This is a genomic window from Streptomyces sp. NPDC026246 (assembly GCF_055567995.1).
This window is the reverse complement of record NZ_JBVHPJ010000011.1, coordinates 53,312-68,663: the sequence shown is the minus strand read 5'-3', so window position 1 is coordinate 68,663 and position 15,352 is coordinate 53,312. Positions and strand designations below refer to the sequence as shown.

Sequence of the window (15,352 nt, the reverse complement as noted above, 5' to 3'; positions counted from 1 at the left end):
CTCTTCCGCCGTGTTTCACGTGAAACGACCAGCACCTGACCGCTGGCTGTGCGAGCGGCTACAACTGGCCAAAAGCTCGCACCTCTCCACCGAAACAGGTGGACGCAGGGGGTCATCGTCGGACAGCCTGACCTGCGTGCCGACTCCTTCCCTTGCCTCTCTGCCCGTTCGCCGTCTGACGCTTCGCGACCTCACCGCCTGCGCCGATCTGTCCGAAGACCGGGGGTGGCCACGGGAGGAGCACAAGTGGCAGTTCCTCCTCACAGCAGGCAAGGCCTACGGCATCAATGATCCCGAGGGCGGACTCGTGAGCGCCTGTGTCGTCACCGAGTACGGCCCCCAGGACCGTCCCGCCCTGGCCGCCATCGGCATGGTGCTCGTGGCGGGACGGCACGCTCGGCAAGGTGTGGGCCGCCGTCTGATGCAGTACGTCGTGGCGGAGATGGGCACCACGCCTCTCACTCTGCATGCCACGCCGTACGGCCGGCCTCTCTACGAGGAGCTCGGCTTCAAGGTCACCGGACGAGCCGAGATGGTGAGCGGGCACTTCGTTCCCGGCGGATCCGAATCCGGGGTCGCCACCCGTGCGGCCACCGCCGAGGATCTGTCGGCGATCCTCCGGCTCGACGAGCAGGTCTTCGGGGCGGACCGCACACATATCGTCACGCGACTGCCCGCCTTCGCCGACCAGTTGCGCGTCGCCGAGGAGAATGGGCGGATCATCGGCTACGCGGCCGCATGGCCGAACATGGCCACCCATGTGGTCGGCCCTCTCATCGCCCGGGACACGGCGGTGGCCCAGGCCCTCATCGCCTCTCTCGCCGCCCACACCGATCGCCCCCTGCGCACCGACATCGACGTGCGGCACCAAGACCTACTGGCCTGGGTGAAGGAACGCGGCCTGGAGTCCATCGCCTTCAACGCGGTGATGACGTACGGCATCACCGAGCTCCCCGGGGACTGGAGTCGGCGGTTCGCTCCGGTCACGGTCGCGGCGGGCTGACGTTCCGAGACGACGAACGCCGGCTCCCCCGGGTTGGGGGAGCCGGCGTTCACGCTGCGGGAGCCGGTTAGGCGAGGGATTCCACGGCCGCCGTGGCGAAGGCGTGGTCCTGCTCCGGAGCGCCGCCGCCCACGCCGATCGCGCCGATCAGGCGGCCGTCGCGGCGCACGGGTACTCCGCCGGCGATGAACAGCAGCGGCCGGTCGAGCGCGGTCGGCAGCGTGTGGAAGAGGCCGCCGGGCTGCACGGCGTCCACGAGGTCGGAGGTGGGCGCGTTCAGCTGGAGGGCGGTGTAGGCCTTGCGGGTGCTGGTCTCACCGGAGATCAGCACGGCACGGTCGTCGCGTCGGAAGGCGAGCAGGTGCCCTCCCGCGTCGAGGACGGTGATGCTGACGGTGACGCCTGCGGCCTCGGCGGCACGGCCGGCGGCGGTGACGAGGGCGTCGGCGTCCTGCGTGGTCAGCGGGGCGACGGCGGTGGTGGTGCTCATGAGGTGCTTCTCCTGAAGAGTGGTCGAGCGAGTGAGGCGGGGGACGAGGTGGGTCTGGGCGGGCCGGATGCTCACTGGTGGACGCTGACCCGCTGCTCGGCGGCAGTGGGACCCTCGACGACAGAGGTGGTAGCGCTGCCACGGCGTTCCAGGGCGGCCGAGAGGACGGCCAGGACCAGGGCGGCCGCGGCGAGAGCGGCGCCCACCCAGTTGGGGGCGGTGTAGCCGAGGCCCGCGGCGATCACGATGCCGCCGAGCCAGGCGGACAGGGCGTTGCCGAGGTTGAATGCGCCGATGTTCAGCGCCGAGGCCAGGGTGGGGGCTCCGTGTGCCTGGTCCAGGACCCGCTTCTGCAGCGGCGGCACGGTGGCGAATCCGAGGGCACCGATCAGGGCGATGGTGACGGCGGAGAGCGCCTTGTCATGGGCGGTGAGTGTGAACAGCGCCAGCACGACGGCCAGAGCGCCCAGGGAGACGTACAGCATGGGCATCAGGGCGCGGTCCGCGAACTTGCCGCCGACCAGGTTGCCACCGACCATGCCGAGGCCGAAGAGGACGAGCAGCCAGGTGACCGAGCCGTCGGCGAAGCCGGCGACGTGGGTCATCATCGGCGCGATGTAGGTGATGGCCGCGAAGACTCCGCCGAAGCCGAGGACGGTCATCGCCATCGCGAGCAGCACCTGCACGTTCTTGAGGGCGGCCAGTTCGTGCCGCAGGTGCACGCCTTGCGCCTTGGGCATGTCGGGGACGAGCCGGGCGATGCCTGCCAGGCCGATCACGCCGAGGGCGGCCACGATGGCGAAGGTGACCCGCCAGCCGATGGACTGGCCGACGAGCGTGCCCAGCGGGACTCCGACGACGTTGGCGACGGTCAGGCCGGTGAACATCATCGCGATGGCTCCGGCCCGCTTGTGCGGGGCGACGAGGTCGGCCGCGACCACCGAGCCGATACCGAAGAAGGCGCCGTGGGCGAGCGAGGCGACGATTCGCCCGATCAGCATGACGGAGAAGGTCGGGGCGATGGCCGAGAGCAGATTGCCGGCGATGAACAGGCCCATCAGGAGCATCAGCATCCGCTTGCGGGAGACCTTGGTGCCGAGCACGGTCATCAGCGGGGCGCCGAACATCACACCGAGCGCGTATCCGGTCACCAGGTAGCCGGCGGTGGGGATGGAGACCCCGTAGTCGGCGGCGACCTCGGGCAGCAAGCCCATGATCACGAACTCTGTCGTTCCGATCCCGAAGGCCCCGATCGCGAGGGCCAGAAGCGCGAGAGGCATGGAGGGGTTACCTTCCCAGACGATTGCAGGAGCGCTTTGCGTGCGTCCACAATAGTTGCACACGCGGGCTATACGCAACCGCCGTCTATTGCGGCGTTACCCTATCCTGGAAGACAGCCGCTCGGGACGGAGGAAACGCCAATGACAGCGACGGACCCCGCGCTCACCGCCCTCGCCCAGGGGTGGTGCGCCCTCTCCCTGCTTCACGGGAGGATCGAGGCCCACATCGAGCGCGCCCTACAGGCCCAGCACGACCTGAGTGCGCGCGAATACTCCCTGCTGGACGTACTCAGCCGACAACACGACGGCGAGGGGGGTCATCTGCAGATGAAGCAGGTGGCGGACGCGGTCGTCCTCAGCCAGAGCGCCACCACGCGCCTGGTCACCCGGCTTGAGGACCGCGGACTCCTGGAGCGCTACCTCTGCCCCACCGACCGCCGGGGCATCTACACGAACGTCACCGAGGCGGGCCTGGCATTGCTCGAGGCAGCACGGCCCACCAACGACGCCGCTCTGCGCGAGGCCCTCGACGAGGCGGCGAAGAACCCCGAGCTGGCTCCCCTGGTCCGGGTCGTCGAGACGCTGAAAGCCCCGGTACCGGCCTGAAAAGGGGGCCGGACGGCGGGCCACCTGCGTAGGGTGCCGCTATGGGAGATCTTGAAATACGTCCTGTCGTCGCCGACGACGTCCCGGCGATCGTCGTCATGCTCGCGGACGACCCCTTGGGTGCCCGTCGGGAATCACCGGACGACCTGACGCCGTACTTGGCGGCGCTCGAGCGGCTCAGCGCCGATCCGAACCAGCATGTGGTGGTGGCGGTCCGGGAGAACAGGGTCGTCGGCACGCTCCAGCTGACGATCATCCCCGGGCTGTCCCGGCGGGGGTCCACCAGGTCGATCATCGAAGGTGTGCGCATCCACGCCGACGAACGGGGCAGCGGCCTCGGCACTCAGCTCATCGAATGGGCCATCGACGCATCCCGCGAGCAGGGCTGTCAGTTGGTGCAGCTGACCTCCGACAAGACCCGTGTCGACGCTCACCGTTTCTACGAGCGACTCGGCTTCGAGGCCTCGCACACCGGCTTCAAGCTCCAGCTCTGACCGAACTCGCGAGGGGCCGCTGTTTCACGTGAAACAGCGGCCCCCGCCCTCACGCCTTCCGGTCGATCCCGCGCCACCCGTCGGCGTCGACTCCGCCCGGCACGTCAGCTCCCTGCTCATAGGGCTGACGTGTGAACACGAACGACCCCACATCGAGATGATCGACGCGCCCGTCACCCCCTCGCATGACCTTCAGCAGCTCGCCGGCGTAGTAACCCTCCAGACCGGTCCAGGAGCCGTCACCGTTCGGCCGGAACCGTGAACGGCGTCCGTTGCCGGACAGCGGCTCCAGTGAGGCCAGCCCGTCGGACAGGAAGCGCAGGGCAAAGGCGTACGTCCCCCAGTACCACTGACCCGCCAGCTCCAGCACCGCCGGATCGGCCTGGCGCAGCGGCGTCCACGGGGCGGGGATGCGCGGCTCGGCTTCGGCCACGATCCGGACCAGATCGGCGGCGACCGTGGCCACCGCGGGGCCGGAGGTGCAGTTGGCCAGAACGACCGCCGCCACATCGTCCTCCACGCTGATGGCCACAGTGGCCAGGAACCCCGGCAGGGAGCCGGTGTGCCCGACGAGGAGCCGGCCGTGCCGTCGCTGGACCTGCATGCCGAGACCGTAGGCGTCACCGGACATCACGTCCGCCGCTTCTGCGGGTGCCGCCGGGGTCCGCATCTCCCGCAAGGAGTCGGCGCTCAGAACCCGTTCGTCGCCCCGCACCAGGAAGGAGGCGAACCGGGCCAGATCCCCCGTCGTGGACCAGAGCTGGCCGGCCGGGGCCATCCGCCCGAGATCCTCGACCGGTTCGGGCAACAGGACGTCCGCCCAGGGGTGCACGGCCCAGCCACCCGCGTGGGGGGCTTCCGGTCGGACGCCGGTTCGGTCCAATCCCAGCGGTTCGAGCACTTCCCGCCGTAGTGCCTCTTCCCAGGACGTCCCCCGCACCTCTTCGACGAGCGCGCCCAGGAGCGTGTAACCAGGGTTCGAGTAGTGGTGCCGCCGACCGACGGGGTGGACCAGGGGCTGCTCGCCGAGGACGTCGGACAGTTCCGGCCGGAGGGAACCCGGAGTGCGCTCCCACCACGGCCCGGGGGTCTCGGCCGCCAGCCCGCCGGTGTGCGCCAGCAGTTGGGCGATCGTGACCTCCCCGGCGCCGGTGCCCAGCAGGTGCTTCTCCAGGGGATCGTCGAGCCCGACCAGCCCTTCGTCACGCAGGCGCATCACGAGAACGGCGGTGAAGGTCTTGGTGATCGAGCCGACGCGGTACTGCGTGTTCTCGTCGGGCACGTGCCCCTCCACCGAGGACCGGCTCCCGTGCCACACCGCCCGCCCGTCACGCACGACGGCCGCGACGAGCGAGGGTGCCCGTCCCTCGGCCTGGGCCACCGCGACCCGGTGCAGCAACGCCCGTCGCGTGGCGGGGAGCAGCTCTTCCTGAGGTGTCGTCATGCCCTCAGTCCACCCGCCGATGACCCCGGAGTCGACACATTTCACCGCCGGCGGAGCGGGTTCTCTCGATTCATGCACCTGGTGTGCTCCACCGGGGTGGCACCTCGTCCAGCACGCGGATCGCCGCGACGCCCGGTGATCCGGGCGATCAGGTCTGCGCCATGTCCACGAAGCGGGAGTAGTGACCCTGGAAGGCCACCGTGATCGTTGCCGTCGGGCCGTTACGGTGCTTGGCCACGATCAGGTCGGCCTCACCCGCGCGTGGGGACTCCTTCTCGTACGCGTCCTCGCGGTGCAGCAGGATGACCATGTCGGCGTCCTGCTCGATGGAGCCGGACTCACGCAGGTCGGAGACCATCGGCTTCTTGTCCGTACGCTGCTCGGGGCCACGGTTCAGCTGAGAGAGCGCGATGACCGGGATCTCCAGCTCCTTGGCGAGCAGCTTGAGGTTACGGGACATGTCCGAGACCTCCTGCTGGCGGCTCTCGGCCCGCTTGGAACCGCCGGACTGCATCAGCTGCAGGTAGTCGATGACGACCAGTCTCAGGTCGTTGCGCTGCTTGAGGCGCCGGCACTTGGCGCGGATCTCCATCATCGACAGGTTCGGGGAGTCGTCGATGTAGAGGGGCGCGGCCGAGACGTCCGGCATCCGCCGGGCCAGACGCGTCCAGTCCTCGTCCGTCATCGTGCCGGACCGCATGTGGTGCAGGGCGACCCGGGCCTCGGCGGACAGCAGGCGCATCGCGATCTCGTTGCGTCCCATCTCGAGGGAGAAGATCACGCTCGGCAGGTTGTTCTTGATCGACGCCGCCCGGGCGAAGTCGAGTGCGAGCGTCGACTTGCCCATGGCGGGACGCGCGGCGATGACGATCATCTGACCGGGGTGCAGACCGTTGGTCAGCGAGTCGAAGTCGGTGAAGCCCGTCGGTACGCCCGTCATCTCGCCGCTGCGTGAGCCGATCGCCTCGATCTCGTCGAGCGCGCCCTCCATGATGTCGCCCAGCGGGAGGTAGTCCTCGCTGGTGCGCTGCTCGGTGACCGCGTAGACCTCCGCCTGGGCGCGGTTGACGATCTCGTCGACGTCGTCGTCCGCCGCGTATCCCATCTGCGTGATGCGCGTGCCCGCCTCGACGAGACGGCGCAGCACCGCCCGCTCGTGGACGATCTCCGCGTAGTACGCCGCGTTCGCCGCTGTGGGCACCGTCTGGACGAGGGTGTGCAGGTACGAGGCCCCGCCGACCTTGTTGATCTCGCCGCGCTTGGTCAGCTCGGCGGCGATGGTGATGGGGTCGGCCGGCTCGCCCTTGGCGTAGACGTCCAGGACGGCCTGGTAGATCGTTTCGTGGGCCGGCTTGTAGAAGTCGTGTCCCTTGAGGATCTCGACGACGTCGGCGATGGCGTCCTTGGAGAGGAGCATGCCGCCGAGGACGGACTGCTCCGCCTCGATGTCCTGGGGCGGCACCCGCTCGAACGACGGGGCCGAACCGCCGTCCCATCCGTTGTCCCTGCCGCGCTCGTGCTGTTCGTCGCGGCCCCGCGCTCCGTCGCCGCGTCGGCGGGAGGCGGGCAGACGATCACTGGGACCGCTGTCGGCCCACGGGTCGTCCAAGGGCTCGGAAATGCTCACCGAGCCACCTCCTCCCGTCCGCCGCAGCAGACCTCGCCATGCCCCTTCTTTCTACGGCACGGCACTGACAAATGAGAGGCCCAACTCCGGTTGACGGAGGCCGGTTTTGTGGCGTTTTGAAAACCGGCGGACGGAGCGGGCGCCGGACCACCGTAGGCCCGTCGGCACCGTCAGCCAATCTGGTTATCCACAGGCCATGTGGACGACGGCCCAGATGCTGTGGAGAACTCGACGAAACCTGTGCACGACCCGGTGGACAGTCCTGTGAACAAGCTCCGACCCGTTCTCACCTCAGCCATCTGACCTGCATCTTTGCCGTCCACCGGTTGTGCAGGAGAAAAACTTTTCCCAGCGGAGCAAGATCGCTTCGAATGGTGCACAGCGGCACGCGCTCCAGGATCAAAAGTAAGGGTCATTGAAGCTTTGCATCTCTTACCTGTGGACGATTAGATTGGTGCACATGACACAGGCCCCCGAGCGCCGCCCCACCGACCGTAGACAGCACGACCGAGAGATCGTCGCGCTGGCCGTGCCGGCCTTCGGCGCGCTGGTCGCCGAGCCCCTGTTCCTGATGGCCGACACCGCCATCGTGGGCCATCTGGGCACCGCACAACTCGCCGGACTCGGCGTCGCCTCGGCCTTGCTCGTGACCGCGGTCAGTGTCTTCGTCTTCCTCGCCTATGCCACCACCGCGGCGGTCGCCCGACGCGTGGGCGCCGATGACCTCCCAGCCGCCATCCGACAGGGCATGGACGGTATCTGGCTGGCCCTGCTGCTCGGGGCTGCCGTGGTCGCCGTTGCTCTGCCGACGGCACCGCACCTCGTGGACCTCTTCGGCGCGTCCGACGCGGCCGCCCCGTACGCGACGACCTACCTGCGCATCTCCCTCCTCGGCGTCCCCGCCATGCTCGTCGTCCTGGCCGCGACCGGTGTCCTGCGCGGTCTGCAGGACACCAAGACGCCGCTCTACGTCGCCGTCGCCGGTTTCGTCGCCAACGGAGCTCTCAACGTGGGGCTGGTCTACGGCGCCGGCCTGGGCATCGCCGGTTCCGCGTGGGGCACGGTCATCGCCCAGTGCGGCATGGCCGGCGTCTACCTCGTGGTCGTACTGCGGGGAGCACGCAAGCACGGTGCCTCCCTGCGACCGGACGCGGCCGGGATTCGGGCCTCGGCCCAGGCCGGTGCGCCCCTGCTGGTGCGCACCCTCTCCTTGCGCGCGATCCTGATGATCGCAACGGCGGTTGCCGCACGGCTCGGAGACGCCGACATTGCCGCCCACCAGATCATCCTCTCCCTTTGGAGTCTGCTGGCCTTCGCCCTGGATGCCATCGCCATCGCCGGACAGGCCATCATCGGGCGCTACCTCGGAGCCGGTGACGCCCAGGGTGCCCGTGCCGTGTGCCGCCGCATGGTGGAGTGGGGGATCGCCGTCGGGGTCGTTCTCGGTGTCCTGGTGGTCGTCGCACGGCCGGCCTTCCTGCCTCTGTTCACCAGTGATCCGGCGGTCAAGGACGTGGCACTGCCCGCCCTCATCATCGTCGCCCTCTCCCAGCCGATCTCCGGGATCGTCTTCGTCCTGGACGGGGTCCTCATGGGCGCCGGTGACGGCCCCTATCTGGCGTGGGCCATGCTGATCACGCTGGCGGTCTTCACACCTGCCGCCCTGCTGGTCCCCGTGCTCGGCGGTGGACTCACCGCCCTGTGGGCCACGATGACGTTGATGATGATCGTCAGGATGCTCACCTTGTGGCTGCGGAGCCGGTCGGGGCGCTGGATCGTGACTGGCGCGACGCGCTGACGGTGCAGGGAAAGCCGAGGACGCGTTTCACGTGAAACAAGCATCGACCCGCTGATGGCCCTGTTTCACGTGAAACCAGCCCGCAGCCGACACGACGAGGGGGCCGCATCCCGAAGGATGCGGCCCCCTCGCTCACTTCGTCAGTGAGGGCGGCACTCAGGCCGCGACGACCTCGATGCTGACCTTGGCGTCAACCTCGGGGTGCAGACGCACGGACGTCTGGTGGGCGCCCAGCGTCTTGATCGGCGAGCCGAGCTCGATGCGGCGCTTGTCGACCTCGGGGCCACCGGAAGCCTTGATCGCCGAGGCGATGTCGGCCGGGGTGACGGAACCGAAGAGACGACCGGCGTCGCCGGAGCGGACGGCCAGACGGACCTTGACACCCTCGAGCTGGGCCTTCACAGCGTTGGCCTGCTCGATGGTCTGGATCTCGTGGATCTTGCGAGCACGACGGATCTGCTCGACGTCCTTCTCGCCACCCTTGGTCCAGCGGATAGCGAACTTCCGCGGGATCAGGTAGTTGCGAGCGTAACCGTCCTTGACGTCGACGACGTCGCCGGCGGCACCGAGGCCAGAGACCTCGTGGGTGAGGATGATCTTCATGTGTCGGTCACCCTTCCCTTATCGCGCGGTGGACGTGTAGGGCAGCAGCGCCATCTCACGGCTGTTCTTCACGGCCGTGGCGACGTCACGCTGGTGCTGCGTGCAGTTGCCGGTCACGCGGCGGGCACGGATCTTGCCGCGGTCGGAAATGAACTTCCGCAGCATGTTCGTGTCCTTGTAGTCCACGTACGTGACCTTGTCCTTGCAGAAAGCGCAGACCTTCTTCTTCGGCTTGCGCACAGGCGGCTTCGCCATGGTGTATCTCCTGTGTGATCAAGAAGTGTGGGTGCGAGCCGACCCCTAGAAGGGGGGCTCGTCCGAGTAGCCGCCGCCACCGCCGCCGGAGTTTCCACCCCAGCCGCCGCCACCGCCCTGGTTGCCACCGGCGGGAGCGCCGGTCGCCCACGGGTCGTCGGCGGGAGCGCCGCCGCCCTGCTGACCGCCGCCGGGGCCGCCGCCCCAGCCGCCGCCACCCTGGCCGCCGCCACTGCCACTGCCACCGCCGTAGCCGCCCTGGCCGCCCCGGCCGGTGGTCTTGGTGACCTTGGCCGTGGCGTTGCGCAGGCTGGCGCCGACTTCCTCGACATCCAGCTCGTAGACCGTGCGCTTGACGCCCTCACGGTCCTCGTAGGACCGCTGCTTCAGCCGGCCCTGCACGATGACGCGCATGCCTCGCTGGAGCGACTCGGCGACGTTCTCCGCCGCCTGACGCCAGACCGAGCAGGTCAGGAACAGGCTCTCGCCGTCCTTCCACTCGTTCGTCTGGCGGTCGAAGGTGCGGGGAGTGGACGCGACACGGAACTTCGCGACGGCCGCACCGGAGGGGGTGAAGCGCAGCTCGGGGTCGTCGACAAGATTGCCGACCACCGTGATGACGGTCTCGCCTGCCATGGGGGAACCTCTCGGCGGGTTTGCTCTGGCTGCTTGCTACTCGAATCCCGGGATCAGCTGAGCGGGGAAGCTCAGTGGGTCTCGGGACGGAGGACCTTGGTCCGGAGGACCGACTCGTTCAGGTTCATCTGGCGGTCGAGCTCCTTGACGACCGCAGGCTCGGCCTGCAGGTCGATGACCGAGTAGATGCCCTCGGGCTTCTTCTTGATCTCGTACGCGAGACGACGACGACCCCAGGTGTCGACCTTCTCGACCTTTCCGCCGCCGTCACGGACGACAGAGAGGAAGTTCTCGATCAGCGGGGAGACAGCGCGCTCCTCGACGTCGGGGTCGAGGATGACCATCACCTCGTAGTGACGCATGTGGAACCCACCTCCTTTGGACTCAGCGGCCACGGTCGTTCCGTGGCAGGAGGGTTGTGATGCGTAGGCAACGGTATCGGCCACCACTGACAATCAGGGGTCCTGTGGAGAACCCCTCGCCATGGCATGGGCAGACACCGGTGCAGACGGTACACACTACCCGCCCGGTGGCTTCCGGTTGAAATCCGGCCGCCGGGGCAGCCAATCTGTACACATCGGGTGTGTATGGCGCTACGATGCGCCGACTTTCGCAGGAGGTGCCCTATGGCACAGGCATTGCGACCCAACACCGGCGGCGGCCTTCTCGCCACGGACGGAAAGCCCCACCCCCTCCAGGACGCCCTCCTCGCCGTGACCCTGGTGCTGGGCCTCACCGCCTTCCTCACGGCGATCATCGAAGACGACCTGCACATTCTCAGTTCCTGGGCCGGTCTGGTGGGCATCCTCACGGGTGCGTACGGCCAGTGGATCTCGGAGACGACCCGGGAACGCTTCGGCCTCATCCTGGGCCTCGGCGCATCGGGCGTCGGGTTCTTCCTGGGCATGGCGCACGGCGGCCTCATCGGCTGACGCCGGGCACCCCTTTCCGCACACCGGACTCCGCCCCGGCCGGCCTCGCGCCGGGGCGGAGATTCGTACGCCCAGACGACGCGCTCCCACGGCGCAGTAGGCTTCGCGCGAGAGCCGGAGCCCCTGAACCCATGGGGACACACCAGCCCGAGGAGCGCCCCGAATGAGCCTGACCCTGAGGACCATCAGTCGAGAGCAGCATCTGGCGTACATCCAGAGCCTGCCGTCGGCGAGCCACATGCAGGTCCCGGCCTGGGCTGACGTCAAGGCCGAGTGGCGCTCGGAGAACCTCGGCTGGTTCGACGACCGCACCGGCGAACTGGTCGGTGTGGGCCTGGTTCTCTACCGGCAGCTGCCCAAGATCAAGCGCTACCTCGCCTACCTGCCCGAGGGCCCGGTCATCAACTGGTACGCGCCCAACCTGCAGGAATGGATCGAGCCGATGCTGGCTCACCTGAAGCAGCAGGGCGCCTTCTCGGTGAAGATGGGCCCGCCGGTGATCATCCGGCGCTGGGAGGCGGCGTCCATCAAGCAGGGCATCCAGAACCCCGACGTCAAGCGCCTGCGCGACATCGAGGCCGACCACATCGAGCCGCGCGCCTTCGAGGTGGCCGACAAGCTGCGTCGCATGGGCTGGCAGCAGGGGGAGGACGGCGGCGCCGGCTTCGGCGACGTCCAGCCGCGCTACGTCTACCAGGTGCCGCTGGCGAACCGGTCCCTGGAAGAGGTGCACAAGAACTTCAACCAGCTGTGGCGCCGCAACATCAAGAAGGCCGAGAAGGCCGGCGTCGAGGTCGTCCAGGGCGGCTACCAGGACCTCGAAGAGTGGCAGCGTCTCTACGAGATCACGGCTGTGCGCGACCACTTCCGGCCGCGCCCCCTGTCGTACTTCCAGCGCATGTGGACGGCCCTCAACACCGAGGACCCCAACCGCATGCGCCTGTACTTCGCCCGGCACAACGGTGTGAACCTGTCGGCGGCGACCATGCTGATCGTCGGCGGGCACGTCTGGTACTCCTACGGTGCCTCCGACAACATCGGCCGCGAGGTCCGTCCCTCGAACGCCATGCAGTGGCGGATGCTGCGCGACGCCTACGCGCTCGGCGCCACGGTCTACGACCTGCGGGGCATCTCCGACTCGCTGGACGAGACCGACCACCTCTTCGGGCTCATCCAGTTCAAGGTGGGCACGGGCGGCCAGGCCGCCGAGTACCTCGGCGAATGGGACTTCCCGCTGAACAAGCTGCTGCACAAGGCGCTCGACATGTATATGTCGCGCCGGTGACGCGCCCTTCGGTGCTTCCCCACTCCCGGCCCGCGGCGACCGCCGTCCCGCGACACCGCTGATCCCCCGCAATCGTTGATCCACCGCATCACCGATTCACCGAATCACCGCATCGCCGATTCACGGCAACCACGAGAAAGGTTCCAGGTCCGGCCATGGCGCTCACGCTCTACGTCGACACCGCGCGCTGGCGGGCGCACCACAAGCACGTGCAGGAGCAGTTCCCCGGCCTGGTGCCGGTCTGCAAGGGCAACGGCTACGGCTTCGGGCACGAACGGCTGGCGGAGGAGGCCACCCGTCTGGGCTCGGACGTCCTGGCCGTCGGCACGACCTACGAGGCCGCCCGGATCAAGGACTGGTTCGGCGGCGACCTGCTGGTGCTGACGCCGTACCGGCGCGGTGAGGAGCCCGTACCGCTGCCGGACCGCGTGATCCGCTCCGTCTCCTCGATAGACGGTGTGTACGGCCTCGTCGGCGCCCGTGTGGTGATCGAGGTGATGTCCTCGATGAAGCGGCACGGCATCAGCGAGCAGGACCTCGCCCAGCTGCACTCCGCCATCGAGAACGTTCGGCTGGAAGGCTTCGCCATCCACCTGCCGCTGGACCGCACCGACGGCTCGGACGCCGTCGAGGAGGTCATCGGCTGGATGGACCGGCTCCGGGCCGCGCGCCTGCCGCTGCACACGATGTTCGTCAGCCACCTCAAGGCCGAGGATCTCGCCCGGCTGCAGCAGCAGTTCCCCCAGACCCGTTTCCGGGCGCGCATCGGCACGCGGCTGTGGCTCGGGGACCACGACGCCACCGAGTACCGCGGCGCGGTCCTGGACGTCACCCGCGTCGCCAAGGGCGACCGCTTCGGCTACCGGCAGCAGAAGGCGGCCTCGGACGGCTTCCTGGTGGTCGTGGCGGGCGGAACGTCGCATGGTGTGGGTCTGGAGGCCCCCAAGGCGCTGCACGGCGTCATGCCGCGCGCCAAGGGCGTCGCCCGGGCCGGTCTGGCGACGGTGAACCGGAACCTCTCCCCGTTCGTGTGGGGCGGCAAGCAGCGCTGGTTCGCCGAACCGCCGCACATGCAGGTCTCGATCCTCTTCGTGCCGGCGGACGCGCCGGAGCCGAAGGTCGGCGAGGAACTGGTGGCCCACCTGCGGCACACCACCACCCAGTTCGACCGGCTCGTGGACCGCTGACGGGACACTCGGCGAGAAGGCCGGCACGGTTTCCCGTGCCGGCCTTCTCGCTTTCCCGCCAAGCCCTCCGAGGGCGTTCGCTCAGAGCGAACCGCCGGTGGCTCCCTGTCGTCCCCAGTCGACCGCAGGCTCTGTGGACCGGGCCACCTCGTGCCGCGTCCGTCGGGCCGCCGGGCCGAGAACGAAGACGTCCTCGGCTCCGTCCAGCACACCGCCCGAGGGATCGTCGTCCCCGGACCTGCGTACCGGGTCCCGGTCCGGCCGGAGGATGTCACGCACCACCATGACGCAGAGGTAGAGCGTCCCGAGCAGATGCAGGCCGATGGCCCAGTGGTAGCCGTCGGTGGGCAGCCCTTTGTGGGCCTCTCCGCTGGTCGTGTACGCGAGGTACAGCCAGATGCCCAGGAAGTACGCCACCTCGCAGGCCTGCCAGATGAGGAAGTCCCGCCACTTCGGCCGGGCGAGAGCGGCCAACGGCACCAGCCACAGGACGTACTGCGGCGAGTAGACCTTGTTGGTGAGGATGAACGCCGCGACGATCAGGAACGCGAGCTGGGCGAACCGCGGGCGGCGCCGGGCCGTCAGGCCCAGCACCGCGACGGCCGCGCAGCACACCAGCATCAGCAGTGTGGCGAGCGTGTTCACAGTGTCGGTGCTGAGCGGGTCGTCCGAGTTCTGAGCCATGATCAGCCAGAAGGATCCGAAGTCGACGCCCCGCTCCTGGCTGAAGGTGTAGAACTTCGACCAGCCCTCGAAGGCGAACAGCATCACCGGACCGTTCACCACGACCCACGCGACGACCGCGCCGCCCAGGGCCGTCCCGAACTCCCGCCATCTCCCCGCGCGCCAGCACAGCACCAGCAGCGGCCCGAGGAGCAGGAACGGATAGAGCTTGGCGGCCGTCGCCAGTCCCAGCAGGACGCCGAACGCGAGGGCCCGGCCTCGCGACCACATCAGCATCGCCGCGGCCGTCAGAGCGACCGCCAGCAGGTCCCAGTTGATGGTCGCCGTCAACGCGAACGCGGGCGCCAGGGCGACCAGTAGTCCGTCCCAGGGGCGCCGGGCGTGCGTACGGGTCACGCAGACGGCGATGACCGCCGCGCAGACCATTAGCATCCCGGCGTTGACCATCCAGTACCACCGCTCCTGGTCCTGGATGGTGCCGCTGCCGGGCGTGAGCCAGGAAGCGACCTCCATGAAGACACCGGTCAGCACCGGGTACTCCAGGTACTGCATGTCACCGGGGAGCCGGTCGAAGTACGGCACGAGTCCGTCGGCGAAGCCACGCCCCTGGAAGAGGTGTGGGATGTCCGAGTAGCAGGCGTGCGTGTACTGCGAGCTGGCACCGTAGAACCAGGCGCCGTTGTAGCAAGGCGCCTTCTGGACCAGGCCGAGGACGAACATGCCGATCGCCACCAGCGCGATCACTCGCACCGGGGACCACCACGACGTCCCGAGCAGGGCACGGCGCCCGAGCGGGCCGCCGATCAGCTCACTGCCGGCCGCGGCGACCGCGTCCTCCTTGGTCGGCAGCACCGGCTCCGGCTCGTGGACGCCTGCTCGCGTCGATTCTGCACTGGGCATGCCGCACATCCTGCCGTACGAGTCCGGCCCTACGCCGAGGGCCGCCGCACCCGAGTGGGTGGGGCGGCCCTCGTTTCACGTGAAACACCTTCGCGTTTCACGTGAAACACCCAAGCCGGGCGTTTGTC

16 protein-coding genes are annotated in these 15,352 nt (G+C 68.7%); 7 read left to right on the top strand and 9 right to left on the bottom strand.

What is annotated here, in order from left to right:
- Nucleotides 1–136 precede the first annotated feature (136 nt).
- A complete protein-coding gene (locus tag ACZ4M5_RS25750) occupies nt 137–1,003 on the top strand; it encodes a GNAT family N-acetyltransferase (protein WP_467740181.1) in 867 nt (288 codons plus the stop codon).
- Between the two features lie 67 nt (nt 1,004–1,070).
- Here the strand turns inward: ACZ4M5_RS25750 and ACZ4M5_RS25745 are convergent, their stop codons facing one another.
- Together ACZ4M5_RS25745 and ACZ4M5_RS25740 are read right to left on the bottom strand one after the other, a co-directional pair.
- Entirely contained in the window at nt 1,071–1,493 is a 423-nt protein-coding gene (locus ACZ4M5_RS25745) for a GlcG/HbpS family heme-binding protein (RefSeq protein WP_467740180.1), read from the bottom strand.
- Nucleotides 1,494–1,564: 71 nt separating this feature from the next.
- Nucleotides 1,565–2,773, bottom strand: a complete 1,209-nt coding sequence (locus ACZ4M5_RS25740) for an MFS transporter (protein ID WP_467740179.1) — start codon at nt 2,771–2,773, stop codon at nt 1,565–1,567.
- A 141-nt stretch (nt 2,774–2,914) separates the two neighbouring features.
- Here ACZ4M5_RS25740 and ACZ4M5_RS25735 point away from each other — a divergent pair, with 141 nt between their 5' ends.
- Together ACZ4M5_RS25735 and ACZ4M5_RS25730 are read left to right on the top strand one after the other, a co-directional pair.
- Nucleotides 2,915–3,379 carry a MarR family winged helix-turn-helix transcriptional regulator gene (locus tag ACZ4M5_RS25735; protein ID WP_398109196.1) on the top strand — a complete coding sequence of 155 codons (465 nt, stop codon included), beginning with the start codon at nt 2,915–2,917 and terminating at the stop codon, nt 3,377–3,379.
- A 41-nt stretch (nt 3,380–3,420) separates the two neighbouring features.
- Nucleotides 3,421–3,873, top strand: a complete 453-nt coding sequence (locus ACZ4M5_RS25730) for a GNAT family N-acetyltransferase (protein ID WP_467740178.1) — start codon at nt 3,421–3,423, stop codon at nt 3,871–3,873.
- 49 nt (nt 3,874–3,922) lie between these two features.
- On the opposite strand, the gene ACZ4M5_RS25725 is transcribed toward ACZ4M5_RS25730, so the two are convergent.
- Entirely contained in the window at nt 3,923–5,317 is a 1,395-nt protein-coding gene (locus ACZ4M5_RS25725) for a serine hydrolase domain-containing protein (RefSeq protein ID WP_467740177.1), read from the bottom strand.
- A gap of 148 nt (nt 5,318–5,465) precedes the next feature.
- Nucleotides 5,466–6,944, bottom strand: coding sequence for a replicative DNA helicase (gene dnaB / locus ACZ4M5_RS25720; protein ID WP_467740176.1), 1,479 nt, complete (start codon nt 6,942–6,944; stop codon nt 5,466–5,468).
- A gap of 460 nt (nt 6,945–7,404) precedes the next feature.
- Here dnaB and ACZ4M5_RS25715 point away from each other — a divergent pair, with 460 nt between their 5' ends.
- Complete coding sequence (locus ACZ4M5_RS25715; protein WP_467740175.1) at nt 7,405–8,742, top strand: MATE family efflux transporter; 1,338 nt, start codon at nt 7,405–7,407, stop codon at nt 8,740–8,742.
- Nucleotides 8,743–8,898: 156 nt separating this feature from the next.
- Here ACZ4M5_RS25715 and rplI read toward each other — a convergent pair whose 3' ends face one another.
- The 4 genes from rplI to rpsF all read right to left on the bottom strand — a co-directional run bounded on the left by rplI (nt 8,899) and on the right by rpsF (nt 10,598).
- Complete coding sequence (rplI, locus tag ACZ4M5_RS25710) at nt 8,899–9,345, bottom strand: 50S ribosomal protein L9 (protein ID WP_369196864.1); 447 nt, start codon at nt 9,343–9,345, stop codon at nt 8,899–8,901.
- 18 nt (nt 9,346–9,363) lie between these two features.
- Nucleotides 9,364–9,600 (bottom strand): 30S ribosomal protein S18, encoded by a 237-nt coding sequence (gene rpsR / locus ACZ4M5_RS25705; protein ID WP_003949403.1) that lies wholly within the window; start codon nt 9,598–9,600, stop codon nt 9,364–9,366.
- Between the two features lie 45 nt (nt 9,601–9,645).
- The gene (locus tag ACZ4M5_RS25700; protein ID WP_467740174.1) at nt 9,646–10,236 is read right to left on the bottom strand and encodes a single-stranded DNA-binding protein; all 591 of its coding nucleotides are present in this window, start codon (nt 10,234–10,236) and stop codon (nt 9,646–9,648) included.
- Nucleotides 10,237–10,307: 71 nt separating this feature from the next.
- Nucleotides 10,308–10,598: a 30S ribosomal protein S6 gene (gene rpsF / locus ACZ4M5_RS25695; protein WP_003991486.1), complete on the bottom strand. Its 291-nt coding sequence runs from the start codon at nt 10,596–10,598 to the stop codon at nt 10,308–10,310.
- Nucleotides 10,599–10,862: 264 nt separating this feature from the next.
- Between rpsF and ACZ4M5_RS25690 the strand changes: the two genes are divergently transcribed.
- The 3 genes from ACZ4M5_RS25690 to ACZ4M5_RS25680 all read left to right on the top strand — a co-directional run bounded on the left by ACZ4M5_RS25690 (nt 10,863) and on the right by ACZ4M5_RS25680 (nt 13,640).
- Complete coding sequence (locus ACZ4M5_RS25690; protein WP_398109189.1) at nt 10,863–11,168, top strand: hypothetical protein; 306 nt, start codon at nt 10,863–10,865, stop codon at nt 11,166–11,168.
- 163 nt (nt 11,169–11,331) lie between these two features.
- Nucleotides 11,332–12,453, top strand: coding sequence for a peptidoglycan bridge formation glycyltransferase FemX (femX, locus tag ACZ4M5_RS25685; RefSeq protein WP_398109188.1), 1,122 nt, complete (start codon nt 11,332–11,334; stop codon nt 12,451–12,453).
- Nucleotides 12,454–12,608: 155 nt separating this feature from the next.
- Nucleotides 12,609–13,640 carry an alanine racemase gene (locus tag ACZ4M5_RS25680; protein WP_467740173.1) on the top strand — a complete coding sequence of 344 codons (1,032 nt, stop codon included), beginning with the start codon at nt 12,609–12,611 and terminating at the stop codon, nt 13,638–13,640.
- A gap of 81 nt (nt 13,641–13,721) precedes the next feature.
- Here ACZ4M5_RS25680 and ACZ4M5_RS25675 read toward each other — a convergent pair whose 3' ends face one another.
- Nucleotides 13,722–15,233, bottom strand: a complete 1,512-nt coding sequence (locus tag ACZ4M5_RS25675; RefSeq protein WP_467740172.1) for a glycosyltransferase family 87 protein — start codon at nt 15,231–15,233, stop codon at nt 13,722–13,724.
- Between the last annotated feature and the right edge of the window lie 119 nt (nt 15,234–15,352).